Origin of the sequence: Acinetobacter sp. KB005 (assembly GCF_049949095.1) — a bacterium.
GTDB classification, from domain to species: Bacteria; Pseudomonadota; Gammaproteobacteria; order Pseudomonadales; family Moraxellaceae; genus Acinetobacter; species Acinetobacter calcoaceticus.
On the sequence record NZ_CP188191.1, the window covers coordinates 2,715,606 to 2,739,516 of the forward strand.

The following is a 23,911-nucleotide window of genomic DNA, read 5'->3' on the forward strand; positions in this document are numbered from 1 at the left end:
TCGATTATCGAACATTTCCTTAATTTGGTTAGAAGATCATGCACCATAAACTTTATTTAAAATCAAACATGTAGTTTATCAACCATATTCTTTATTGTATTCCTCCTTGGTTTTAAGCTTATTTTGAGCTTAGTTTTATTTTGACTATTTGGTAATACTTAAAAAGTTATAGTACCAATTTCAAAGAAAATAAATGAAATTTATATAATGATGACGCTTTATTACATAAAATTTACTTGATCTGAAAATTACATAATTTGTTGTTTCTCTATATGTGTCACTGTATTCTTTCGAGGCTAAAAAATATGGAAGATCTCCGACTTTTAGCATACTTATATTATGCACGGTATGGGCAGGTAGTTATTCAATGGACAGACACTCGTTAAATCTTCACTTCATTACATGTTCTAAAACAGCATTAGCATCATCTATTGCACTGATGACGTCTGTTGTCTATGCAAATGAGGCGGAGGTTTCTCAACTACCTACAATTACCGTGAATGCTACCCAAAACACTAACGATTTATATTCCTCAAAAAAAGTTGATTTATCTGGTTTTCAAACAGGCGATATAAAAAAGATTCCTGCATCTATCACAACAATTACATCTGAACGCATGGCCGATCAGCACGCAAAAACACTGACTGATGTTGTTAAGAATGATTCATCGTTAGGAGATGGCTATGCTGCAATTGGTTATTACCCTAATTTCGTAGCTCGTGGCTTTTCGCTCGATTTAGGTTCAAGTTATCTTATTAACGGCCATAACATTCGTGGTGAACAAAACGTTGCTTTAGAAAACAAAGAGCGAGTAGAAATTTTAAAAGGGATTTCTGCAATTCAAAGTGGAATGTCGACTCCAGGTGGTGTTGTCAACTATGTAACCAAACGACCTGCCGATGTTAAGAGTGTAACCGTCGATGCAAACTCAGAAGGTGGTTATACACTTGCAACGGATGTAGGCGGCTTTTTGAATGATAAATTTGGATATCGAATTAATTTAGCCCATGAAAGTATTCACCCGAATGTTGACCACGCAAACGGTAAACGTGAGTTTGGTTCAGTTGCTTTAGATTGGAAAATTAATAATCGCTCTAAACTACTGTTTGATATTGAAGCTCAGCATCAAAGCCAACGCTCTGTTCCGGGGTATCAACTGTTTGATGGACAAGTGCCAACAAATGTTGATGAAGACCGTTTGTTGGGTTATCAGTCTTGGAGCAAACCTGTTGTAAATAACAGCGTAAATGCAAGCTTGAAATATCAATATGCCTTTAACGATCAGTGGAATGGTAGCTTAAGTGCATCGCAAAGCCGTGTTGTGATTGATGATAATAGTGCTTTCCCATGGGGATGTTATAACGATAATTGTGAAGTTACTGGTTTAGGCAATACTTTTGATAAACACGGTAATTACGATATTTACGATTTCCGTAGCCCAGATGACACACGTATTACTAATCAATTTGCTGCTGGGCTAAACGGACAATTCAACACTGCCAACATTCAACATCAGGTTGCTTTGGAACTACAACGTACTTATAAGACCTTAAAGCACCATACACCTCTTAATGTAGCGGTAGGAACAGGCAATATTTATCAAGATACGATTGACTACATCCCATCATCAGAAAGCTTAGGCGATCGTTACAAAGCTCTAGAAAGTGATCAGACTGCTTTCATGATATCTGACCGAGTTCAATTTAACGAGCAATGGTCAACTTTACTGGGTGGAAAACTTATTCACCTTGATGAACAGGCTTATAATTCAGATGGACAACAAAGCCGAGATACAGACCTAAATAAGTTTTTACCGCAATTAGCACTTATGTATAGTCCAAGTGTTACGACTAATTTGTATGCTTCATATGCCAAAGGTTTATCGGACGGTGGTGAAGCACCTTGGTTTGCTAATAATGCTCTTGAAATTTTAGCACCTAGAAACTCTGAACAATTTGAAGTTGGTGTTAAGCAACAAGTTCAAAATTTCTTACTAACAGCTGCTATCTTTGATTTAAAACAGGATAATCAATACAGTAAAGTCAATGCCGATGGATCTTTCGATTTTGTTGAACAAGGTGAACAACGCAACCAAGGTATTGAGTTAGGTTTAACTGGCGCTTTAACCGATACAGTTGACGTAAGCTCTGGCGTTACCTATACCAAATCTCGCCTTGTTGATGTTGATAGTGATAGTTATAAAGGCCACCAAACTCAAAATGTACCAAAAATACGGGCAACTGCTCAGTTATCTTATAAAATACCTTCAGTTGAAGGGTTAAGACTGCTAAGCGGCATGCAATACAGCAGCAGTAAATATGCAAATAAAGAGGGAACTGCAAAAGTAGGTGGATATAGCGTCTTTAATATTGGTGCAGCCTATAAAACAAATTTTGCTGGGCATGACACGACGTTTAGATTCAATATTGACAACTTATTTAATAAGAAATATTGGCGTGACGTTGGTCCATTCATGGGGGATGACTATCTATTCTTGGGTAATCCTCGTACAGCTCAATTCTCTACAACTTTTAATTTTTAAAATTTATAACACAAATAAAAAAGGAGCTTATAAAAGCTCCTTTTTTATTTCAGGAATTAAGCCGACATTTTTGGTTTAACCATATTATTAATCGACAAGATATCATCAAGCACTTGTGCCGATAATAAGCCTTCGTTCTGAACTAAAGCCAATACGCTTTGCCCAGTTTCGTTTGCAGTTTTAGCAATACGAGTTGTAGTTTCATAACCTAAATATGGGTTAAGTGCAGTCACAATCCCAATTGAGTTTTCAACTAAAGCTTTGCAATGCTCAGGGTTCGCTGTAATCGTATCAATACATTTACTTTGGAACATTGCCATCGCGTTACCAAGCAAATCCATCGATTCAAATAGTTTGAATGCAATAAGTGGTTCCATTGCATTCAACTGTAGTTGACCAGCTTCAGCAGCTAAAGTTACAGCCAAATCATTTGCAATAATCTGGAAGCAAGCAAGGTTCATTGCTTCAGGAATAACTGGATTTACTTTACCCGGCATGATGGAACTACCAGGTTGACGTGCTTCTAAATTAATTTCATTGATACCAGTACGTGGACCACTTGAAAGTAAACGCAAGTCGTTAGCAATTTTAGAAAGTTTAGTTGCGGTACGCTTTAATAAACCAGATAAAAGAACAAAGTCACCCATATCTGAAGTTGCTTCAATTAGATCTGGAGCAGACTTAATTTTCTTACCAGAAATTTTTTCAAGCGCTTGAATCGCAAGTTCACGGTAACTATATTCAGTGGTAATGCCCGTACCAATCGCTGTGCCACCAAGGTTCATGTAAGCTAAAACATTTGGAATAAGCGTATTAATTTGCTCAAGGTCTTTTTGTAAGGTTACTGCAAAAGCTCCAAACTCTTGACCCAATGTCATTGGTACAGCATCTTGCAACTGAGTACGACCCATTTTTAAGATGTGAGCAAATTCTTGAGACTTGTTACGGAAACTTAAAATTAAGTTATTAAAAGGGAGATTCAATTCGTCTAAATTTAATAATAAGCCTAAACGAATTGCAGTAGGGTACACGTCATTTGTAGACTGTGACATGTTAATGTCGTTATTTGGATGTAAATATTGATATTGGCCTTTTGCATGTCCCATATATTCTAAAGCAACATTCGCCAATACTTCATTTGCATTCATGTTGGTTGAAGTGCCAGCACCACCTTGCAACATATCGATCGGGAATTGATCGTGAAAATTACCACGAATAAGTTGATTACAACTGTATTCAATTGCTTCAAATTTAGTTTGATCTAAGCTTTTAAGATTATGATTCGCTTCAGCACAAGCAAGTTTTACCATTGCTAATGCTTTAATTAAATGAGGGAAATTTCCCACTTTGCTTTGTGTTAAGTTAAAGTTTTCTAGAGCACGTAATGTTTGAACTCCGTAATAATCATTATTGTTGATTTCTCTATAACCAATAAGATCCTTCTCAATACGGGTGGTAATTTCAGCGTTCATCATTAAACTTCGAATTAGTAGAGTAGATAATTCATATTAGATTTCGAAATGCTTCACTTCTAATGCATTTATCAAGTTAATTATGCATTTTTTGCATATCAGTTTTCTTCTTTTCCAAATCTAAAAATAAAAAATTCTTTTTCCCGTACTAATTAAATCTAAATTTTATTTTTAAATTAACAGTTTACTGTTTAGATAAATTTAATATGCAAAAATTCTCTGATGACCAAAATGGTCATATAATTAAAAAATAATTGAAGGCAAAATTCTATACTCATTAATTTAAATGAAATATCAAGTAAATTAACGAGGCTAATAGCATAAAGAGTGTAGCTTATCTAACAAATTTATATAAAAATGTGATGCATTTCACATAAAAAGCACTATAATACAAAAAAATCTTAGTTTTAAGTTTATGTTAAAAGTCACAGCTGCATTAATTATTTTGGGTAGTTTTACATACTATGTACTTTTTCAGGGTGAAGAGAAGAGAGAGTCAAAAACTTCTCGTCTGCTTAAAGAAGCCGAGCAATCTATTGCTTCTGCGGAAACTTCTGTAAACAAGGCAAATAGTATCGTAGCAATATCTTATAAATAGTCACGGTTACTCAGCCTAACTATTTTACATTATCCATCAAAATATTGTTTTATCTAAATTTTATTAAACTTTAGGTAAAAGACTGTATGTATAGAGACAAAATTCATGAGAATGAAGTTTATCGCCTATGATCCCAATTCTGGGGAAAAAGTAAGCTTAAAAGAGCATATCCATCAAATGGACAAATACACCACTTATATCTTTTTTAGCGATGAAAAAGATAATATGGTGTTTAACCCACAGAAAAAGCAAGTTTTTGAAATCACTCAATATACTTCTAATATGATGGTTGAAATTTCAAGAAAGCTATATTATCTCATTGGTGAATATTAGAAATTTGTTTCAGCTCAATCTCGGATAGATACTTTAGTAGAATAGTCAGGTTTATTTAGTTGAATTATACTGCAAATATATCTTCTGATTTGAATGATTTTATTAGGTCAGAAAGCTTAAATCCTGAAATAATCAAAATAGTAACATTTTAGTTTTACAGTCCGTATTCTTCCCCAAGGTACGGACTTTTTTTTATCAAAATTAAAAACATGATGAAAACATAAGATTATTTTTATTTTTTATTAAGATTTAAGTGTTCATTTACTTAGGTTATGTTTAATTTAATTATTGATTTAAAATAATTTTTATCGCAATAATTTTATATTTGTATGAGTTGATGAGTTAAATCAAAGTCTTTTATTCTCTTACACTCTTTTCTATGTCAGAATTATTAAATACATACTTTTTATCGTTTGGCTTTGCCATTCTTCCATCGCATTTTTGCAGGTACTCCCATGTTTTATATTTTTCATTCATCTATTCAGCTATTTATCCAGCTTCCCAACAAGACAAATTAAGGACATAAATATAAAAAGGGAATGCATAAAATGAACTTAGAAGTACGTTGGGTAGAAGATCTTTTGACATTAGAGCGTGAGCGTTCTATTTCAAAGGCAGCCGAAAAGCGATTTATTAGTCAATCTGCTTTTACGCGTAGAATTCAGCAATTAGAAGAGATGATAGGAGCTGAAGTTATTATTAGAAATAATAAAAATAATATTGAATTTACAGACATCGGGCGAATTATGTTGGTTATGTCTAAAAATATTGAAAAGCAGGTGGAAGAGACCGCTAAGCTGATTAAAAATATTAAAAATGAAACCGAATCTACTATTCGTTTTTGTGTTGTTCATTCATTAGCTTCTGGTTTTTTAACGACTTTTTTGAAAAAATTCCCAACGTTTATGCGTGATCTAAAAATCGAAATTGTAGCGACCAATAGTGGTGAGGGTTTATCTCTTTTAAAAGAAGGTGCCTGCGATTTTATGATTTGTTATGCAGACCGATCTCATATTAATCGTGTTGGTGATGATATTTTAAGCGGAATCAAGATTGCGGAAACAGAGATTGTTCCTGTATCAGCTACCGAAGCCGACCATACGCCTAAGCATACAATTCAGAATAATTTTTCATTGCTTGCTTACAGTAAACATGCGTATTTGCGAAAATTAGTGGACCAACTGATCGAAGGTAAACTAATTTATAAAACCTTATACGAGACTGATAATGCTACTAATTTGAAGGAGCTTGTCTTACAAGGTCTAGGTGTGGCATGGATTCCAAAAATTAATGTAGAGGAAGATCTTGCTAACGGAAAACTGGTCATGTTGGATCATCATGAATATTGTCTTCCTCAAGATATTTACATTTTTAAAAATAATTTGAGTGATAACAAAGCAGTCCAACAAATCTGGAAGGGCTTCCAAACTCAGCCTGATTAAAATTTATAATTATGGGCTGTATTCAGCAAAGTTATATACAAAGTAATCAATTAAAGCGCCCATACCTTTGTCTTTATGATGAAAGGCTTTATAAAGCATTGCTCATGGTCTAGATTCTTTGTTAATTTAGACCATATATCAATAATTCAGAAATCTAGTGAGCATTTTTATATATGCTGTACCTGCTTTCATTCCTTTTGAATGGATTATTTGATCCAGACGGAGACAATTTTGTTTGATCTAGATAGTAGATTACTAAATATTTTTTATCATATTTATCGGTTTAAAAGCGTTTCAATGGCTGCTGATGCTATTGGTCTTACACAACCGAGTGTTAGTAATGGACTGAACAAAATCCGTCAGCATTTCAATGACCCGCTTTTTATTCGTGTTGGGAATGAAATGATTCCGACCGAATTAGCTAAAGAAATCTTTCCGCTCATTAGTGAAGTGATTGATAAAGTTGAAAGTATTAATAACTTTAGTGTGAACTTTGACCCACTTACTTCGGATCAACTTTTTACTATTGCGATGACCGATGTATCTCATCTGGTCTTATTGCCGCAATTAACAAACTATTTAAAAGAGAAAGCTCCTTTAATTCGTTTGAATATTCGGCCGATTACACCAGAAACTAGCTATCAAATGGCAAATGGTGAAATTGACCTCGCAATTGGCTTTTTACCTCAATTAGAAGAGGGCTTTTATCAACAAAAGTTTTTTAAACAACATTATGTGGTGATTAGCTCTAAGAGCCATCCTCGTTTAGACCCAAATAATTTTACTTTAGATGATTATATGCGGGAATATCATATCGATATTGACGCAGGAATCGGTCACTACCACATTAAAAATGAATTACAGAACAAAGGATTGGATAGAAATATTCTAATCCGCTTACCAAGTTATCTAGGGGTGGGTTTAGTCGTTCAAGAAACAGATGCGATTGCAACCGTACCGTATTATTTGAGCCAAGTCTTATTGGTCAGAGAAAATTTACAGATTTTACCAGCACCTCTCGACTTCCCAACTTATGATGTTAAACAACATTGGCATATGTCTTGTCATCATAAAAGTAGCCATAAATGGTTCCGCCAAACCTGTTATGAACTTTTTAAAGTCTAAAAAAGAAGATGTAAGAAAAACTCCTACATCTTCTGTGTGAATTAATTTTTAGATTTCAATTGCGACAGCTGTAGCTTCACCGCCACCAATACATAACGCAGCAACACCTTTCTTTTTACCGAGGCGTTTTAAAGCATAGATAAGAGAAAGGATAATTCTTGAACCAGTTGCGCCAATTGGATGTCCTAAAGCACAAGCACCGCCATGTACGTTGACTTTTGCTTCATCAATGCCGAGCTCATGAATTGGCGCCATTGCGACCATTGCAAAAGCTTCATTAATTTCCCAAGCATCTACTTCGTCAACAGACCAACCAGCACGCTCAAGTACTTTTTGAATCGCACTAATTGGAGCAATTGTAAACTCGCTTGGATGCTGTGAATGACTAGAAGTCGCCACAATTTTTGCTAAAGTATTTAAACCATGAGACTGAGCATATTCTTCAGTGGTGAGTACTAATGCAGCAGCACCATCAGAAATTGAGCTTGAGTTAGCCGCTGTAATTGTACCGTCTTTACTAAAAGCAGGGCGTAAAGTTGGGATCTTTTCAAGATTCGCTTTTAATGGTTGTTCATCTTGATCAACAATTTCAACACCTTTACGTGTTTTTACTTCAACAGGAACAATTTCTTCCTTGAAGTAACCTTCTGTAATCGCAGTTTGCGCTTTTTTAAGTGAAGAAATCGCGAAATTATCCATTTGCTCACGTGTAAAGCCTTTGGTATTTGCCATGTCTTGAGCAAAAGAACCCATTAATCGGCCAGTTTCAGCATCTTCAAGACCATCTAAAAACATGTGGTCTTTAATTTCGCCATGTCCCATACGGTAACCACCGCGAGCTTTCGGCAAAATATAAGGCGCATTGGTCATAGATTCCATACCACCCGCAACAATAATGTTGGCACTGCCAGCTTTTAAGGTGTCTGATGCCATTAACACTGCTTTCATGGCAGAGCCACACAGTTTATTAATGGTAACTGCACCTACATGATCGGGCACGCCAGCTTTACGCATAGCCTGACGAGCGGGACCTTGGCCTATACCTGCACTTAATACGCAACCAAAAATAACTTCATCTACTTGGTCTGGCGCAACACCTGCACGTTTAATCGATTCACGGATTACTGCAGCACCAAGCTCTGGAGCTGTTAAAGAAGATAAACTGCCCTGAAAACCGCCCATTGCAGTACGACTACCTGAAACTATAACAATTGAACTCATCTTAATATCTCTTATTGATGTATTTGCTAAATTTGCCTCTAGCCGAAACTAAAGGCGCCATTAAATTAAAAAGTAGGTGGGGTGTAACTAAGCGTTCTTCCAAAGAACCACAATAAAAATAAAACTAAAGGAAAATGCACGACGAGCTGAGTAACTGTAAAACCAATCACATCTTTTGCTTTTAGTTTTAAAATGCCTAACATTGGAAGCATGAAGAATGGATTGATTAAATTTGGTAAAGCTTCAGCTGCGTTATAAATTTGTACAGACCATCCTAAATGAACTTTTAAATCATTTGCTGCTTGCATGACATATGGGGCTTCAATGATCCATTTTCCACCGCCAGAAGGTACAAAGAATCCGAGAATGGCAGAGTAAATTCCCATCACAATCGCAAAGGTTTCTTTTGAAGCGATAGAGACGAAAAACTCGGCAACATAATGCGACAGTGATAAATCTTGGCTATTTAAAGCTTGCGTCATAATAAACGCGATACTTCCGTACAGAGGGAATTGAATTAAGATTCCTGATACAGCTGGAACTGCCTTTGCAACAGCATTTAAAAAGTTTCGTGGCGTTCCATGTAATGCTAGACCTAGCATTAAAAAGACAAAGTTGTAGGTGTTTAGACTTGAAATGGCAATGATAGGATTACTTTTTGAAAATTCAAAAAACATCCAGATTAAACCTAAAGCCACCACAATAATCGTTAAAATAGGCGAGTTTTCTAACCAGTCACCCGGACGGGTAGATTTCTCTTCATGTGGCTTTTCTTCTTCAAATTGCACATTAAAACGATCAATCGTTTTAACGTTATCACCTTTGGGAGCTGACCAATACGCGATTGCGATTGAAACAATCACCAAAATAATGGTCATCGCAATTGATTGCCAAAGAAAGATCGTTTCTGTAAATGGAATAACACCAGTCAAATTATAAATCGACTCAGGCAAACTACTTTTATTCGCTTGAAGTTGTGCTGCTGACGAACTAATTCCCAACGCCCAAGTTGCACCCATACCAATAATCGCAGCGGCGGCGGCAGCACGATAATCCATATTGAGTTCTTTACGTTTTGCCAATGCGATCACTAGAAGCGCAGTAAGGATGGTACTTACCGCCCAATTGACCAGCGAAATTAACAAGCTGACGGTCGCAACCAAAACAATAGCACCACGTCCAGAATTTGGAATACGCGCCATTTTTTGAATCAGGAATTTTACGGGCTTAGATACGGAAACGACATAACCCACAATAATTAGCATGGTCATTTGCAAAGTAAATGGAATAAGACTCCAAAAACCATTACCAAATGACGTCGCTACATCTTGGATTGGAGCACCAATACCCAAAGCGGCAATAGAGACAATAATGACGCCGAGTAGTGCAAAAATATATGAATCTGGAAACCACTTTTCAGACCAATCACTAATCCGAAGGGCAAATCTTTCAAAAATTCCTTGCTGTTTTTCCATAGCTGAAAAAATCCTTCTCGTTCTTATTCGTTGACAGCACATCCGGTGCTTAAAAGGGCTAAGACTTAAGCTCACTTTCTAGCTTAAGTCTTGTCTGGCTAATTAAAAATTAAAATTTAAGCAACTAAGGTTTTATAGAATTCGACGCCTGTAACAGCTTGAATCTGTTCTAGAGTGACATCTTTAGCAAGTTCAATCAGTTCAACACCTTGTGGGGTAATGTCCATTACACCTAAGTCAGTAATTACGCGGTGAACCACGCCTTTACCGGTTAAAGGTAAACTACAGTTTTTCACAATTTTTGGCGTACCGTCTTTTGCACAATGTTCCATAAGAACTACAACTTTTTGAACACCAACAACCAAATCCATTGCGCCGCCCATACCTTTTACTTTCTTGCCTGGGATCATCCAGTTAGCCAAGTCACCATTTTCGGAAACTTCCATTGCACCTAAAATTGCAATGTTTACATGGCCGCCACGGATCATAGCAAATGACGCTGAGCTTGAGAAAAAAGCAGCGCCAGGGCGAGCAGTAACCGTTTGTTTGCCAGCATTAATTAAGTCGGCATCAACAGTTTCTTCAGTCGGAAACTCGCCAATACCCAATAAACCGTTCTCAGACTGAAGCCAAACATTAATATTTTCAGGAATATAGTTGGCAACTAGGGTAGGTAAGCCAATACCCAAATTGACATAAAAACCATCTTCAAGTTCTTTTGCAGCACGTTGTGCCATTTCATTGCGTGACCAAGCCATTTTATACTGCCTCCGTGCTTAAAGTTTTATGCTCAATGCGTTTTTCAGGTGATGCATTAAGTACAATGCGATTTACATAGATACCCGCCAAATGGATTTCATCCGGATCCAATTCACCAATTTCAACAACCTGTTCAACTTCAGCAATTGTAATTTTTCCAGCCATTGCACATTCAGGGTTAAAGTTCTGAGCAGTTTTACGGAAAACTAAATTACCCGCTTTATCGGCTTTATATGCTTTAACAAGAGCTACATCGGCTGTTAAAGATTCTTCTAAAATATAGTTTTTGCCTTTAAAGGTACGTTCTTCTTTACCTTCAGCAATCAGTGTACCTACGCCAGTTTGAGTATAAAATGCGGGAATTCCAGCACCACCAGCACGTAACTTTTCAGCTAAAGTACCTTGTGGGGTGAGCTCTACATCAAGTTCACCATTTAAATACTGACGCTCAAATTCTTTGTTTTCTCCAACATAAGAAGAGATCATTTTTTTAATCTGTTTGGTTTGTAGCAAAATACCTAAGCCAAAATCATCTACACCTGCGTTATTAGAAATACAAGTGAGACCAGTTACACCACTTTGTTTAACTGCAACAATCAGTTTTTCAGGAATTCCGCATAAACCAAAACCGCCAACGGCAAGTGTTTGATTATCTGCAATCACATCTTTCAGTGCTGCCTCTGCATTGGCATAAACTTTATTCATTCTATTGTTATCCTATATCCCTTAGTGGTTTTAGTTTTAGCATCTAGTTTTATGTTATAGAAGTTAATTTTTTAAAAGGATTAATAAGTATAATCAATGAATCGCATCAAATTAACAACAAAAGATAAGAAGTACAAAAGCAAAAAATCTTAAAAAAAGTATTTCATAGCATTGAAATTTATAATAATTAAGAAATTCACCTTAGACGTAAGCTTAGCTCATCCTAAAATACAGTATTTAATTTTTTAAAATTTATATTGAAGTAATGCCTCAATAAATTGAGCTGAAATATTTGAAATTTCAAAGTTCTTTTTATAGACAATTCCAACTGTTTTATGAATAGCTTCGTCTTGTAGCTCAATTAATACATTGTGTTCTTTATCAATGTGAGACGCAAAATGTCTTGGAATTGCACTTACCCCAATTCCATAAGCAACAAAACTTGAAAGTGATGAAATTTGATGACATTCAACTTTCAAATCAAGAGTTATATTATTTCGTAAACAATTTTGCTCAACCAAATAACGAACAATTGAAGGTTTTTGCAAAGTGACAAATGGATTAGAACAAAGCTGTTGCCAAGTAATTGACGAAGCCTGTGCAAGGGGATGAGTCTTTGGTAATAGAGCTAAAAAATCTTCTTCAAAAAGCGGTTTAAACTCTAAGCCTTCGGTGAGATCTGGTTCAAAGCAAATACCAAGCTCAAAAATACCATCCTGTACTTTTTCGATGATGGTTTCATTAGGAATATCATGAATTGAAAAGTTAAGGTTTGGGTGGAGGCTCAAAAACTCATGAATGACTTGAGGCAAAATTGCATGAGTCACAAATGGCATAGAGGCAATACTTAAGGTTCCACGATTAAGCTTAAACCTTTGTTTAACATCATTTTCCATTTCATCCCAATTGGCAATTAATTTTTTTGCATAGGGAATAAGTGATTTACCTTCCTGAGTAAGTTCAACACGGCGTGTATTACGGTTAAATAGTTTTCCACCTAATTCTTCTTCTAGACTTTTGATAGTGAGGCTTAAAGCGGACTGGCTAAGATGTAAATCTAAAGAGGCATTGGCATAGTTAAGGGTACGAGCAAGGGCCAAAAAAGCTTTTAGTTGTTTAAGCGTCATTTCGTTCCTTTAGATTACAGTTCCAGCCTAGTGCTGTAATTTATACGAAAATTTGTCTAATAAGATGTTTTTTGACAAAAATTTAAGAAAAAGGAATGAGCAGACAAGCGACTCAACTACTTTAGTAAATTTTCCCAACAAAATTCATCTTTGTTGTTTGCAAAGTATAGAGCCATCCCAACTCCATGGAAAAATAAATGACCTAACCAAATTACTTGAGGCGCAACTTTTAAACCCTCTAATAAAATAGTTGTTGAATAAATTGCTAATAAAAAGGTGAAGATGATGATGTATGTAACACTTGCTACAAATTTATATTTTGGTGCTAATTGAGGGATTTTATATCCAATCAAAATTTGCATACCGCAATTTATGATCAATGAAAGTATGGCTACAAGGACTTGTGGCACATTAAGATATTCTAAAGAGAGTTGTTCGATTATAAAAATGATTTGCCACAGTAGAAACATGCCCAGAGGGTACAATACAAATTTAATCCACATCATATTTTGTTTTCTTATCAAGACTTTATAAGAGTATTCTATTGAATAACAAAGATTAAATAAATACTGTTTTTCAAAAAACTATATCTCAATATAAAGCTGGTCTTAATTCAATTAAAATATTTGTGAATTTTAAATTCATTAAAACTTAATTTAAAAGATAAATGAGATTATGTAAGGGTAAAATTAATGAATAAAACTATTCTTGGTTTAGTACTGGTGCCACTCATATTAAGTGGCTGTGTGAAAAAAGCTGAAGAAAAACCTGTAGAAAAAACAGAAAATGCTTCAACTATAAAAACGACCGAACAACCCCAAACAAAAGAAAATCAAATTCCTGCAATAATAGCGCACAGTTTTCTCGTGAAGTTTGAACAACCCAAAATTTGTGGGTCTAATCCAGATGTCGAGGGTATTGTATGTACTTCTAAAGAAGCGATTGCACTTAAAAGTAATATTGACTGGATTGATCAAGTAATCGATAAGGAAATCCGTAAAAATTATGCAGATGCTCTTACTCCTGCATCAGAACAGCAAAAGCAGTTAAATCAAACACAAGCTGAGGGGCTTAATAACTGGTCAGATAGTGTGGTTTATCGCTTTAATGGACAGTTTGGTCAATATGTGCAAATTTCAAAAGTTAGCTCAGAATATTCTGGCGGAGCACATGGTATAGCAACTTTTGAAGATTATGTTTTTGACTTGAAAAGCAAAAAGCGCATTGGATTAAAAGATATTGTAGTGAATGGAAAAATGAATGCGCTTAAAGATGCTTTATGGAAACAGTACGAATATTGGTGCCAAGAAAATGATATGCAGCCCTTTATTAGCAAAGAGGACTTTAAAGTAAGTGAAAATTTTTATATCAACCAGTCGGGTGGGGTAACCTTTGATTTTCAGCTTTACGAATTGGCTCCATATGCCGCAGGTCCTGTGAGTTTAGAGCTCTATGATACGAATCAGCTGATAAAACCAGATTTTTTACCGCCAATGCCTACTTTAAAAACTGAAATGTAAGAGCAATAAATACTAAATAAATTACTTAGACCACCTTCGGGTGGTTTTTCATTTTCTGAACTGTTAAATTTTACTCATTATTAAAATGGATAATTTCATGAAAAAGATAATTTTATTAGGAGTGGTGGTTTTATTTGGTGGGTGTGTAACTCCTGCTACTCAAATGATTAATAATAAATTTAGTGAAGTACAACCTTCCATACCTTCAGTGTCAGGTATATGGACGATTTCGATCGGCCCAAGCATATCAACAATAAAACTTGATTCAGATGGCAATGGAATACTTTGTGACGATACTAATGAGCATGTTGTATTCAACAAAGTTAAATATGCAAATAATATGATTTACATTCAAAATGGTATGGCTCTAGAAGTGAAGCTTCTAAACAAAGATATACTCGAATCTAGAATAACGTTAAGTGCATCCACTTCAAATATGGTCTACAAAGCCGATAATGACTTAAAGGCAACGTCATTGAAGTGTGCCAAAGAATTATAGATAACTACCTTCATAAACCCTCAGTGGTTTTATTACTCAGAAGAAAGTAAAGTTGGCATAAGAGTCCCATCTTGTCATCGTTGTTTATTCGCCAGTTGCATTTCCATCAAGTGATTTAGAAAAGTAATTAAGTATTCCAAATAGCTTTTGTAATAAATTGTGGTAGATTATTAACAATTAAGGTTTTGACAGTATTTTCATGTACCATTGCGGGATTAAAAAAATAAAATCTCTAAGGTAAAATGAAATGAATAAGATAACCCTAATTTTGCTAGCCGCTCTTCTTTTTTGTATTTTAGCGAACTATGAAAGTTTTAACTTATTAAAACCTCAAGAAACTGCCAGTAGTGAAATTAACAAAACTCTTCCCAAAAACTAATCCACCTAAGGGTGGTTTTTTTATACCCTAAGCTCTTAAATTTTAATTATTAATAATAAAGGGTAATTTTATGAGAAAAACTTTAATTGGAGCTTTATTCTTAACATTTGGAGCCTCGGTAAGTGCAGCATCGAAAATTGAAAAAGAGGAAACAAAAAAGTTTTCAACAATGAAGCAATGTATTGAATGGCTAGATTCTAAATATCCAAATAGCAAATGGCATAAAGACAGAGGTGCCTCGTGGAGTTTAGAAAATGATAATTCAAATTTTTTATCTGGAATTACACATGTTCCTAGTGACGAAAATAAAAAACTGACACATCCAATTGCGATTTATTGCAAATTAAAAGAAACAAGTACCGAAGGCGTCTTCTATGAAGGAAAGTATATCGTCATAGAAGCTATTTAATCTCAAATTCTGATTGATCAAACCCACTCAATGAGTGGGTTTTTTATAGCTGAAGAAAATCAACAAACTCATTGCCAAGAACAATTTTTCTATGATTGGATTGCTCATCGTGTAGTGATTTAAAAACCTTGTAGAATTACCATTTCCCCAGTTTCTATCTTATTCGTACAGCCATATGTCATGAGGGCCTGACTTTAGTTTTCTTTGTCAAAATCTTAATAATTTTAAAAACTTGATCACCCAGTTTTATCTTTTGATGAACAGTTGCATTGTCGAGCTGATCCCACAACTCAAATGGGAAAAACTCTGAACTATGATCAAATACCCATAACCATTGATGACTATTGTTAAGCGTATTTACATCAAAACGCACATCCTGAACTTTGACAATCTTAAGTTGTTTATGATGTTCGTCTTGAAGAATAATTTCATGGTTCTCCATTAGACATCCACAAATTAAAGACAATTTTCAATTTTACTGAAATTGATACTTTCTTGTGAGTTTGTTAGTTGGCTTTAATTTACAAAAGATTTCTGGTTGTTAAAGTTTGTCATTTTCAAAATGATAATAATCTTTACTCTTGAAATACAAGGTTTTAAATAGGTTCGGTTGTAAGCAGTAGGCGTAAATGTCAGAATGCCTAGCTGACATCTATCTCGAGTTATCGCTATGAGTTTAATAGGGTTTATGTATGCAAGTAAAACCAATAGTGAACATAGTCAAGTAAAACAAGATTTAATTGATATCCTCACAGAAGCAGTCAAATTCAACTCTTATAATGATATTACGGGAGTACTTTACTATGGTAATGGATATTTCTTGCAGTATTTGGAAGGCGAGAAAGAACAAGTTGAATCACTATTTTATAATTCAATTTTGAAAGATTCGCGACATCAGAATTGTGAAATCATTTTTTCGGAGCCGTCCGAACAGCGGTTGTTTAAGCATTGGAGTATGAAATTTGCTCCTATAAATACGAAAATAAAAGATTTCTTTTTTCATCATCATGTCGATGAGTTTAACCCGTATTTGCTTAACACTACATCAATTCCATCTTTTATTGAATTGCTTGTCGATCAACCAAATCTTAAAGCTGATCAATATCAAATTTAATCAATGATAGGATCTGAATTAGAGTAGTTTTTTCTATTTAAAAATATAAGCCCTCTAAAGAGGGCTTTTTTTGTTAAATCATGTTCGTTCCTCATTAAATTTAGCAAATAGTTAATTTATAAATAGTGTTGTTTAATTGTTGAAAAATGAAACATATTCGCTAATATGGATGAATAACTTACATAACAACGATTAGGGAAAATAATGGATAACTTTATAGCAAGTCTTAAAAATCATATCGATCATGTAAAACGTGTAGGAGCACATTGTGCGACGGAAGAGACAACTAAACAGGCATTAATCTTACCTCTATTAGATATTTTGGGATTTAGCCCATACGATCCTACAAAAGTTCTGGCAGAGTTTGCTGCTGATTTTCCTGGTGTAAAAGCAACTGAGAGAGTTGACTATGCTTTGTATTGTAATGGGCAACCAGTCATGTTTATTGAAGCAAAATCATATTCTGCAAATTTAACTAATCATGCTCCACAATTATCTCGCTATTTTAATAGTAGTTTAGGTGTAACTATTGGTGCCATTACAAATGGACGTGAATGGCGATTCTTTACAGATCTAATTAATACAAATGTAATGGATGAAAAACCATTTTTAGTTGTAGATTTTACGAAGAATAAGGCTGAAGAGTTAGTACAGCTTGCAGAATTTAAACATGATAATTTTCATGCTGAAAAGCTACGCTTTTTTGCAGAAGAAAATCAGTATATTCAGCAGTTTAAAACGGTTATTAAGAAAAGTATTAATGAAGTCGATATTGATTTTGTTCGTTATGTTGCTCAACAAGCAAATATTCCTCGTCAATTAAATACTAAGTTTTTAGAGTCAATACAACCTTTTGTCAAACAAGCTGTAGAACAGGCCATTAGTGATACTGTAGTCAAAGGTTTATCATCACCAACTATTATTACTGCTCAGCCAGTAGAACCCAAAACTGTAGAGGAAGAAACAACAAAGATTGTTGAACCAGATTTAATTGTTAATCCAGACAATGAAAAAATTATTACCACCAAGGAAGAGCAAGATCTTTTCCGTATTATTGGTGAGTTATTTCCAGAGGTCGAATTGGAAAGCAAAGACACTGAAAGTTACTATTCAGTATTGTACCAAGGGAAGAATAACCGTTGGTTATTTAGATATGATGTGAACCGTAAAAGACCAACTATTCAGTTTATTGTGCCTGTGGATGATACTCGTCGAAATGAGTTAGTGAGAGCTGGCTTAGAGGTTCAAGCAAACGGACAAGTATTTTTAGAAAAGCCTGAATATATTTATAGGGCAGTAGGTATTCTCAAAGATTGTTTAGATTATTGTATGAATGATGATAATTTTAAAAGATCATCTGTTAATTAAATTTATTGATGAAAAATAGTATATTGTCACGATTGGGTATACGGTTAACTAATATGGGTATGAAATATCTAAAAATTATACCACTGGTTTTTCTATTCTTTACTTTTGATGCTAAAGCCGAAGTTGAAAGAGAAGATAATTGCAATATTATTAGTGATATGGCGTTCATCATGATGACACAGCGACAATCAGGACTTTCAAAAGATGAAGTAAATAAAGACATTCCCTTTGATAAGCTTACAAATAATGAGAAAAAGGTTGCACGTAAATTAGTTAAAAATATTTACAAAGTGCCAGTAAAGCAAGAATTTAATAGTTATGAATCCCTAGAGAAGTTTTCGAAAATAGAAAGAGAACGTTGTAAAAAAATCATCCAAGAGAAAATTTAAACTCAAACTATATTTAATTTAAACCGCCTTATGGCGGTTTAATATTTATTACCATTAGACTATTGATTATATAGGCCATTTTCATTTTTTCTTACACTCTGTTACTGTAAGGAAAATATAAAATAAAAGGTAAAACATGAAAAAATCAACTTTAGGCTGGGGTACGGCAGGAGTTATAGCATTAGGAATTTTTGGTTCAGGTAACGACAATACTTCAAGAAATAACTCAAACAATGAAGAAGCACAAAGTTCAGTTGACGAGGTTATAGAATCAAAATATATCAATACCAATACACTTAATATTAGAGACAAACCCAACGGTAATGTTGTAGCAAAACTTGGACGGGGTAAGAAAGTTAATATTTATGAGAAAAAAGGAAACTGGGTACGTATTTCTTTAAATTCGACATCACCTCAATGGATCTCCGAGAAACTTTTGTGTGAAACTGAAGATTGTTTTAAACAAAAGATGAGAACATCTAAACCTCATAATTATCAGGCTTTAAAATCACAATCTCATCATTCAGAAACTAAAAAATCTAAAACATACTATGACAGTGATTGTTCTTGTGCCGTAGTTGACTATTGTGTAGGACCAAGAGGTGGACACTATTGTATTACTAGTGGAGGTAATAAGAGATATAAGCCAAGGTATTAACAAATTTAGATTTATTAAATTATTTAAACCTCCTTTTTTGGTAGTTTTTTATTTTTACAGGAATCACTTATGGGCAATGATGAATTTCTTAAAAAAGAAAAATTCTTTCCTCTGATAATCAATGGTAAGCCTTATCCGATCAGTGATACTACAAATTTAACACTAACCAAGTTTTACTCTTCACTACTAAAATATCATTAAGTTTAAAGCCACCTTTGGGTGGTTTTTCGTTTTCTGAACTGTTAAATTTTACTCACTATTAAAATGGATAATTTCATGAAAAAGATTATTTTTTTAGGACTAGTTCTGGGTTTAAGTGGGTGTTCAACAGCTCCAGTTGGTTCAAATACAGCCAAGCCAGTACCTAATGAGAGAGTATACGATCAGAACTATTTAAAGAAACACACTCCTGAACAAGCAAAAGTTACTTTTTTAAGAGATAAAGGTTTTTTAGGTTCTGGTTGTAGTCATGATATTTATGTTAATAACGAGAAAGTATTCTCAATTCGTTCAAATGAAATAGCTACTATTTATCTTGAGCCCAAATATTATATTTTTAGATTAGAAACAGGTGGAGGGATGTGTCCAAATATTGCCACTTCTCAAGAAACGGAAGTCAAACCAGAGGCGGAGATAGAATATCGAATCCTACTTCCATCTGACTTTAATTTAAGACTAACTCGAATGAAATAAAAGCGTACGAGCCTGCCTCTAAGGCCGTCAAGCAATGCTAAATTTTAATTGAACCCACTCATCATTAAGTGGGTTTTTTCTTACTTACTAATAGATTACTCAGTTCACCGAAAATATTTATTAAATTATTTTAAAAAATATATTATTTAATTGCCTTTATTAAATAATATAGAGGTATTAATTTAATTTACTCAATAATTAATAAGTTTTATAAAATAATAGCATTTTAAAATAATTAAATTTTACCAATTGGATTGAGCAACTATTTGTAATTTATAGGTAATTAAAAATTTAAATAAATTACATTGTTTTTAAATATTTTAGTGATATTTTATTTTTAGGCACATTTACCTATTACCAAGCATAGATATTTTGATTTTTATCATTATAGGTTTGGGATAACCTAAATATCTTTTGGTAATTTTAAACCTAATATTTATTCTTTAAGGAGCAAAGAATATATGTGGGAATTATTTGTAATTCTACTTTCGCTTGGGCTGTTAATGTATACAGCTTACAAGGGCTTTTCTGTCATTCTGATGGCACCAATTTGTGCCTTACTCGCGGTTTTACTCATTAACCCAGCCAATGTTTTACCGTTTTATTCGGGTGTTTTTATGCCCAAAATGGTGAACTTTATTAAAGATTACTTTCTTGTATTTTTGCTCGGGGCAATTTTCGGTAAAGTCGTTGAAATGTCAGGAATTGCCGAGTCTATTGCTCGAACCATTGTGAGATGGATTGGAGTAAAAAAAGCGATTTTAACCGTTGTGTTATTAGGTGCAATTTTAACATATAGTGGTGTCAGCTTATTTGTTGCTGTATTTGCAATTTATCCTTTTGCCAATCAGCTTTTTAGACAAGCTAACATTCCAAAACGTTTAATTCCAGGCACAATCGCGCTTGGTGCATTCACATTTACCATGGATGCATTGCCAGGTACACCGCAAATCCAGAACGTTATTCCAACCACATTCTTTGGTACCAATATTTATGCCGCACCATTTTTAGGGATTATTGGCGCTATTTTTGTTTTATGTGCAGGTTTAGCTTATTTGGAGTGGCGCCGTCGTGCTGCTGCAAAAGTGGGTGAAGGCTTTTCTGGTTTTGGAGTAGACAATACACCATCTCAAGAAGCTGAAGCCGATATATCTATGCAAAATAATGGAAGTACAGCTCGTCAGTTTTTAGCATTTGTACCTCTCATTCTTGTTGCGGTAATGAACAAATATTTGTCTAAGGCAATTAAAGAGTGGTATCCAAACGGCTTTGATTTTGCCACTGTAGGTTTAGCCGATTACACCGTTGATGTTGCAAAAACGGGGGCGATCTGGGCTGTTGGTTTAGCACTTATTGTCGGAATTATTGCTGCAATTTTATTTGACTACCAACGTGTAGTGACGAACTTTAAAGAGGGCATTAATGCCAGTATTGGTGGCTCACTTTTAGCAGTGATGAATACAGCTTCTGAATATGGTTTCGGTGCAATTATTGCGTCATTACCGGGCTTTGCCCTGATTAGTCATGCAATGAGCAGTACCTTCACAAATCCATTGGTAAATGGTGCGGTAACCACGACAGTTTTAGCGGGTATTACCGGTTCAGCTTCTGGTGGCATGAGTATCGCTCTAAGTGCGATGGCCGAACACTATAACGCCGCGATTTTAGCAGCAGGTATTCCACCAGAAGTCATGCACCGTGTGGTTGCAATGGCATCAGGTGGTATGGATACACTTCCGCATAATGGTGCTGTCATTACCTTACTTGCTGTTACAGGTTTAACCCATAAACAGTCGTATAAGGATATTTTTGCAGTCACAGTAATTAAAACGTTAGCGGTATTTGTGGTGATTACGGTCTTTACAGTGACTGGTATTGTTTAAACCAACAAGTTAAAAATATTAAGGAGTGAATAGATGACTAAACTTTTAGACGGAAAAGTAGCCTTTATTACGGGCTCTGCAAGCGGGATCGGTCTAGAGATTGCTAAGAAATTTGCTCAAGAAGGTGCAAAAGTTGTCATTTCTGATATGAATGCTGAAAAGTGCCAAGAAACGGCAAAGTTGCTAACAGGACAAGGCTTTGAAGCTTTATCTGCACCATGTGACGTAACTGACGAAGATGCTTATAAACAAGCAATTGAGTTAACTCAACAGACCTTTGGAACAGTAGATATTTTAATTAATAATGCTGGTTTTCAACACGTTGCACCTATTGAAGAGTTTCCAACCGCTGTTTTTCAAAAGCTAGTTCAAGTCATGCTTACTGGTTCGTTTATTGGTATTAAACATGTTTTCCCAATCATGAAAGCTCAAAAATCGGGCCGTATTATTAATATGGCTTCAATTAATGGCTTGATTGGCTTTGCAGGTAAAGCAGGCTATAACAGCGCGAAGCATGGTTTAATCGGTTTGACAAAAGTTGCCGCATTAGAATGTGCACGTGACGGTATTACTGTAAATGCCTTATGCCCAGGTTATGTCGACACACCATTGGTTCGCGGTCAAATTGCAGACTTGGCTAAAACCAGAAATGTTAGTCTAGACAGTGCACTTGAAGATGTAATTCTGGCAATGGTTCCTCAAAAACGTTTGTTATCTGTTGAAGAAATTGCTGATTATGCAATTTTCCTTGCGAGTGACAAAGCAGGTGGGGTAACGGGTCAGGCTGTGGTTATGGATGGTGGTTATACCGCACAATAATTTAGAGTTTTATAAAAGCCGCTTATTTTTTAATAGGCGGTTTTTTGTGAATAAAAAGATATGTAAGTTTAGTTTTCAAAATAATGATTTATCTCTACTATAGTTGCTTATAAAAATCTAATAAAATAAGTTTGTTAAGGTATGAAATTATACTTTAAAGGTATTTAACTTATTTCCAATTTTAAAATCTAATAGAGTATGAGAAAGTAATCTTTACACTCTTTCTTGATTAGATATTTTTCAGGAAAATTCGTCAATTAAAGGATATTAATTGGCATACAAGTTGCTTTTTTTAGCAATAAGTTATTAGCTAGGTGAAAAGGATATGATATCACTCAGCCAACAGACGGAACTCAATCATTATTCGCGTAAAGCTGAATTTGCGCAGAATTTGATGTCCACGATTTGTGGTGAACACCGTCTAGATACAATTTACAAAGACACTCTCGATTTTCACTATGACGGAATGCGGCTGCCTAATAAAAAAATGGCAATTGGCACAATCAGTTATGGTGCAAATGTTGCCATTAACATCTCAAATTTAAAAGCTTATAGCATTAGCTTACCTATACAAGGAAGACAAGCTCTCAACATTCGTGGCGCTCATTATCAGTCTGATGAAAACAGAGGGCTTATTGTTTCAAATAACGATCAGCAAGATCTGATTATTGATAAAGATTGTCGAAAATTTCAGGTGGTTATTCCAGAACGAAGCATGCAAATTGTTCTCGCAGATCTACTGAATAAACCGATAGATGCACCCATCATTTTTAATCCAGAAATGCATTTGGACTCGGAGCAACTTATTGGTGCATGGTGGAAAAATATTCAGAATTTTTTACAGCTAAAATCACAATATAGCAATTTTTATGGTTTGCAGATGTTATCTGAAGACTATGAAAATTTTGTAATTAAAGCCTTACTATTATCTCAAGAAAACAACTACTCTGAAGCCTTAAAGTTACTCTCACATCAGGATGAGCCAGCTTATATCCGAAAGGTGCGGAATTTTATTATTGAACATGCGCATGAAGAAATCTGTGCAGAAGACTTGCAACGCTTAGCCGGGGTTTCAAAATCAAAATTGTACGATGAGTTTCAGCAGTACTACGGTACAAGCCCAATGTCCTATTTGAAAAAGTACCGTCTACAACAAATTTATAAGATTTTGAGTACAACTGGCGCTGATAGAAAAGTGTCTATTTCTAAGCTTGCTTATGACTGGGGCTTTAATCATTTAAGTCGTTTTTCTCAAGAATATCGCGAAGAGTTTGGTGAAAAACCAAGTGAAACTAAGGGCAAAATTTTTTAAGTATTTCATCTTTTAAGCAATAAAAAACCTGATTGAATTAACCCAATCAGGTTTTTTATTTATCTCTAT

General features: G+C 34.7%; 23 protein-coding genes and 1 pseudogene. 16 read left to right on the plus strand and 8 right to left on the minus strand.

The features are described from left to right. Window positions 1–339: 339 nt before the first annotated feature. Window positions 340–2,542, plus strand: a pseudogene (locus ACPF64_RS13065) (TonB-dependent siderophore receptor). Between the two features lie 56 nt (window positions 2,543–2,598). On the opposite strand, the gene ACPF64_RS13070 reads toward ACPF64_RS13065, so the two are convergent. Next, entirely contained in the window at window positions 2,599–4,017 is a 1,419-nt protein-coding gene (locus ACPF64_RS13070; RefSeq protein ID WP_081407550.1) for an aspartate ammonia-lyase, read from the minus strand. 412 nt (window positions 4,018–4,429) lie between these two features. Here ACPF64_RS13070 and ACPF64_RS13075 point away from each other — a divergent pair, with 412 nt between their 5' ends. The 4 genes from ACPF64_RS13075 (at window position 4,430) to ACPF64_RS13090 (ending at window position 7,512) form a co-directional block, all read left to right on the plus strand. Continuing rightward, the gene (locus ACPF64_RS13075; RefSeq protein ID WP_004642753.1) at window positions 4,430–4,612 is read left to right on the plus strand and encodes a hypothetical protein; all 183 of its coding nucleotides are present in this window, start codon (window positions 4,430–4,432) and stop codon (window positions 4,610–4,612) included. 111 nt (window positions 4,613–4,723) lie between these two features. After that, window positions 4,724–4,945, plus strand: a complete 222-nt coding sequence (locus ACPF64_RS13080) for a hypothetical protein (RefSeq protein ID WP_080028261.1) — start codon at window positions 4,724–4,726, stop codon at window positions 4,943–4,945. A gap of 548 nt (window positions 4,946–5,493) precedes the next feature. Next, on the plus strand, window positions 5,494–6,387 hold the full coding sequence (locus tag ACPF64_RS13085) for a LysR substrate-binding domain-containing protein (protein ID WP_004642755.1): 894 nt from the start codon (window positions 5,494–5,496) through the stop codon (window positions 6,385–6,387). 231 nt (window positions 6,388–6,618) lie between these two features. Beyond that, a complete protein-coding gene (locus tag ACPF64_RS13090) occupies window positions 6,619–7,512 on the plus strand; it encodes a LysR family transcriptional regulator (protein WP_003651675.1) in 894 nt (297 codons plus the stop codon). Window positions 7,513–7,560: 48 nt separating this feature from the next. Here the strand turns inward: ACPF64_RS13090 and ACPF64_RS13095 are convergent, their stop codons facing one another. From ACPF64_RS13095 to ACPF64_RS13120, 6 genes are all read right to left on the minus strand, one after another. Beyond that, on the minus strand, window positions 7,561–8,733 hold the full coding sequence (locus ACPF64_RS13095; protein WP_347018304.1) for a thiolase family protein: 1,173 nt from the start codon (window positions 8,731–8,733) through the stop codon (window positions 7,561–7,563). Between the two features lie 65 nt (window positions 8,734–8,798). Then, on the minus strand, window positions 8,799–10,208 hold the full coding sequence (locus tag ACPF64_RS13100) for a short-chain fatty acid transporter (protein ID WP_426453743.1): 1,410 nt from the start codon (window positions 10,206–10,208) through the stop codon (window positions 8,799–8,801). 116 nt (window positions 10,209–10,324) lie between these two features. Further along, window positions 10,325–10,966, minus strand: a complete 642-nt coding sequence (locus ACPF64_RS13105) for a 3-oxoacid CoA-transferase subunit B (protein ID WP_004642758.1) — start codon at window positions 10,964–10,966, stop codon at window positions 10,325–10,327. 1 nt (window position 10,967) lies between these two features. Beyond that, complete coding sequence (locus ACPF64_RS13110; protein ID WP_017389585.1) at window positions 10,968–11,672, minus strand: CoA transferase subunit A; 705 nt, start codon at window positions 11,670–11,672, stop codon at window positions 10,968–10,970. 245 nt (window positions 11,673–11,917) lie between these two features. After that, window positions 11,918–12,799, minus strand: a complete 882-nt coding sequence (locus ACPF64_RS13115; protein WP_080027022.1) for a LysR family transcriptional regulator — start codon at window positions 12,797–12,799, stop codon at window positions 11,918–11,920. Window positions 12,800–12,915: 116 nt separating this feature from the next. After that, on the minus strand, window positions 12,916–13,305 hold the full coding sequence (locus ACPF64_RS13120) for a hypothetical protein (protein ID WP_426453746.1): 390 nt from the start codon (window positions 13,303–13,305) through the stop codon (window positions 12,916–12,918). Window positions 13,306–13,491: 186 nt separating this feature from the next. Here ACPF64_RS13120 and ACPF64_RS13125 point away from each other — a divergent pair, with 186 nt between their 5' ends. From ACPF64_RS13125 to ACPF64_RS13135, 3 genes are all read left to right on the plus strand, one after another. Next, the gene (locus ACPF64_RS13125; protein WP_426453748.1) at window positions 13,492–14,319 is read left to right on the plus strand and encodes an RsiV family protein; all 828 of its coding nucleotides are present in this window, start codon (window positions 13,492–13,494) and stop codon (window positions 14,317–14,319) included. Between the two features lie 97 nt (window positions 14,320–14,416). Beyond that, complete coding sequence (locus tag ACPF64_RS13130; RefSeq protein ID WP_426453750.1) at window positions 14,417–14,818, plus strand: J517_1871 family lipoprotein; 402 nt, start codon at window positions 14,417–14,419, stop codon at window positions 14,816–14,818. A 449-nt stretch (window positions 14,819–15,267) separates the two neighbouring features. Then, window positions 15,268–15,606: a hypothetical protein gene (locus ACPF64_RS13135; RefSeq protein WP_045432469.1), complete on the plus strand. Its 339-nt coding sequence runs from the start codon at window positions 15,268–15,270 to the stop codon at window positions 15,604–15,606. Window positions 15,607–15,784: 178 nt separating this feature from the next. On the opposite strand, the gene ACPF64_RS13140 is transcribed toward ACPF64_RS13135, so the two are convergent. Beyond that, complete coding sequence (locus ACPF64_RS13140) at window positions 15,785–16,048, minus strand: hypothetical protein (RefSeq protein ID WP_151744251.1); 264 nt, start codon at window positions 16,046–16,048, stop codon at window positions 15,785–15,787. Between the two features lie 228 nt (window positions 16,049–16,276). Here ACPF64_RS13140 and ACPF64_RS13145 point away from each other — a divergent pair, with 228 nt between their 5' ends. The 8 genes from ACPF64_RS13145 (at window position 16,277) to ACPF64_RS13180 (ending at window position 23,842) form a co-directional block, all read left to right on the plus strand. Then, window positions 16,277–16,720 (plus strand): BLUF domain-containing protein, encoded by a 444-nt coding sequence (locus tag ACPF64_RS13145; protein ID WP_198496392.1) that lies wholly within the window; start codon window positions 16,277–16,279, stop codon window positions 16,718–16,720. A gap of 204 nt (window positions 16,721–16,924) precedes the next feature. Beyond that, window positions 16,925–18,088: a type I restriction endonuclease gene (locus tag ACPF64_RS13150; RefSeq protein ID WP_426453753.1), complete on the plus strand. Its 1,164-nt coding sequence runs from the start codon at window positions 16,925–16,927 to the stop codon at window positions 18,086–18,088. A 53-nt stretch (window positions 18,089–18,141) separates the two neighbouring features. After that, window positions 18,142–18,477, plus strand: a complete 336-nt coding sequence (locus ACPF64_RS13155) for a hypothetical protein (protein ID WP_426453755.1) — start codon at window positions 18,142–18,144, stop codon at window positions 18,475–18,477. Window positions 18,478–18,613: 136 nt separating this feature from the next. After that, window positions 18,614–19,135, plus strand: coding sequence for an SH3 domain-containing protein (locus ACPF64_RS13160; RefSeq protein ID WP_209830753.1), 522 nt, complete (start codon window positions 18,614–18,616; stop codon window positions 19,133–19,135). Between the two features lie 276 nt (window positions 19,136–19,411). Continuing rightward, complete coding sequence (locus tag ACPF64_RS13165) at window positions 19,412–19,828, plus strand: hypothetical protein (RefSeq protein ID WP_426453758.1); 417 nt, start codon at window positions 19,412–19,414, stop codon at window positions 19,826–19,828. A gap of 461 nt (window positions 19,829–20,289) precedes the next feature. Further along, window positions 20,290–21,711 carry a GntP family permease gene (locus tag ACPF64_RS13170; RefSeq protein WP_426453760.1) on the plus strand — a complete coding sequence of 474 codons (1,422 nt, stop codon included), beginning with the start codon at window positions 20,290–20,292 and terminating at the stop codon, window positions 21,709–21,711. A 33-nt stretch (window positions 21,712–21,744) separates the two neighbouring features. Then, window positions 21,745–22,530, plus strand: coding sequence for a 3-hydroxybutyrate dehydrogenase (locus ACPF64_RS13175; protein WP_263613698.1), 786 nt, complete (start codon window positions 21,745–21,747; stop codon window positions 22,528–22,530). A gap of 325 nt (window positions 22,531–22,855) precedes the next feature. After that, window positions 22,856–23,842 carry an AraC family transcriptional regulator gene (locus ACPF64_RS13180; protein ID WP_005040816.1) on the plus strand — a complete coding sequence of 329 codons (987 nt, stop codon included), beginning with the start codon at window positions 22,856–22,858 and terminating at the stop codon, window positions 23,840–23,842. Window positions 23,843–23,911: the final 69 nt, after the last annotated feature.

Bases quoted from the DNA above. Each gene is read 5' to 3' on its own strand.
- ACPF64_RS13070 (WP_081407550.1), bottom strand. From the start codon at position 4,017: ATGATGAACGCTGAAATTACCACCCGTATTGAGAAGGATCTTATTGGT.
- ACPF64_RS13075 (WP_004642753.1), top strand. From the start codon at position 4,430: ATGTTAAAAGTCACAGCTGCATTAATTATTTTGGGTAGTTTTACATAC.
- ACPF64_RS13080 (WP_080028261.1), top strand. From the start codon at position 4,724: ATGAAGTTTATCGCCTATGATCCCAATTCTGGGGAAAAAGTAAGCTTA.
- ACPF64_RS13085 (WP_004642755.1), top strand. From the start codon at position 5,494: ATGAACTTAGAAGTACGTTGGGTAGAAGATCTTTTGACATTAGAGCGT.
- ACPF64_RS13095 (WP_347018304.1), bottom strand. From the start codon at position 8,733: ATGAGTTCAATTGTTATAGTTTCAGGTAGTCGTACTGCAATGGGCGGT.
- ACPF64_RS13100 (WP_426453743.1), bottom strand. From the start codon at position 10,208: ATGGAAAAACAGCAAGGAATTTTTGAAAGATTTGCCCTTCGGATTAGT.
- ACPF64_RS13105 (WP_004642758.1), bottom strand. From the start codon at position 10,966: ATGGCTTGGTCACGCAATGAAATGGCACAACGTGCTGCAAAAGAACTT.
- ACPF64_RS13110 (WP_017389585.1), bottom strand. From the start codon at position 11,672: ATGAATAAAGTTTATGCCAATGCAGAGGCAGCACTGAAAGATGTGATT.
- ACPF64_RS13115 (WP_080027022.1), bottom strand. From the start codon at position 12,799: ATGACGCTTAAACAACTAAAAGCTTTTTTGGCCCTTGCTCGTACCCTT.
- ACPF64_RS13120 (WP_426453746.1), bottom strand. From the start codon at position 13,305: ATGATGTGGATTAAATTTGTATTGTACCCTCTGGGCATGTTTCTACTG.
- ACPF64_RS13125 (WP_426453748.1), top strand. From the start codon at position 13,492: ATGAATAAAACTATTCTTGGTTTAGTACTGGTGCCACTCATATTAAGT.
- ACPF64_RS13130 (WP_426453750.1), top strand. From the start codon at position 14,417: ATGAAAAAGATAATTTTATTAGGAGTGGTGGTTTTATTTGGTGGGTGT.
- ACPF64_RS13135 (WP_045432469.1), top strand. From the start codon at position 15,268: ATGAGAAAAACTTTAATTGGAGCTTTATTCTTAACATTTGGAGCCTCG.
- ACPF64_RS13140 (WP_151744251.1), bottom strand. From the start codon at position 16,048: ATGGAGAACCATGAAATTATTCTTCAAGACGAACATCATAAACAACTT.
- ACPF64_RS13145 (WP_198496392.1), top strand. From the start codon at position 16,277: ATGAGTTTAATAGGGTTTATGTATGCAAGTAAAACCAATAGTGAACAT.
- ACPF64_RS13150 (WP_426453753.1), top strand. From the start codon at position 16,925: ATGGATAACTTTATAGCAAGTCTTAAAAATCATATCGATCATGTAAAA.
- ACPF64_RS13155 (WP_426453755.1), top strand. From the start codon at position 18,142: ATGGGTATGAAATATCTAAAAATTATACCACTGGTTTTTCTATTCTTT.
- ACPF64_RS13160 (WP_209830753.1), top strand. From the start codon at position 18,614: ATGAAAAAATCAACTTTAGGCTGGGGTACGGCAGGAGTTATAGCATTA.
- ACPF64_RS13165 (WP_426453758.1), top strand. From the start codon at position 19,412: ATGAAAAAGATTATTTTTTTAGGACTAGTTCTGGGTTTAAGTGGGTGT.
- ACPF64_RS13170 (WP_426453760.1), top strand. From the start codon at position 20,290: ATGTGGGAATTATTTGTAATTCTACTTTCGCTTGGGCTGTTAATGTAT.
- ACPF64_RS13175 (WP_263613698.1), top strand. From the start codon at position 21,745: ATGACTAAACTTTTAGACGGAAAAGTAGCCTTTATTACGGGCTCTGCA.
- ACPF64_RS13180 (WP_005040816.1), top strand. From the start codon at position 22,856: ATGATATCACTCAGCCAACAGACGGAACTCAATCATTATTCGCGTAAA.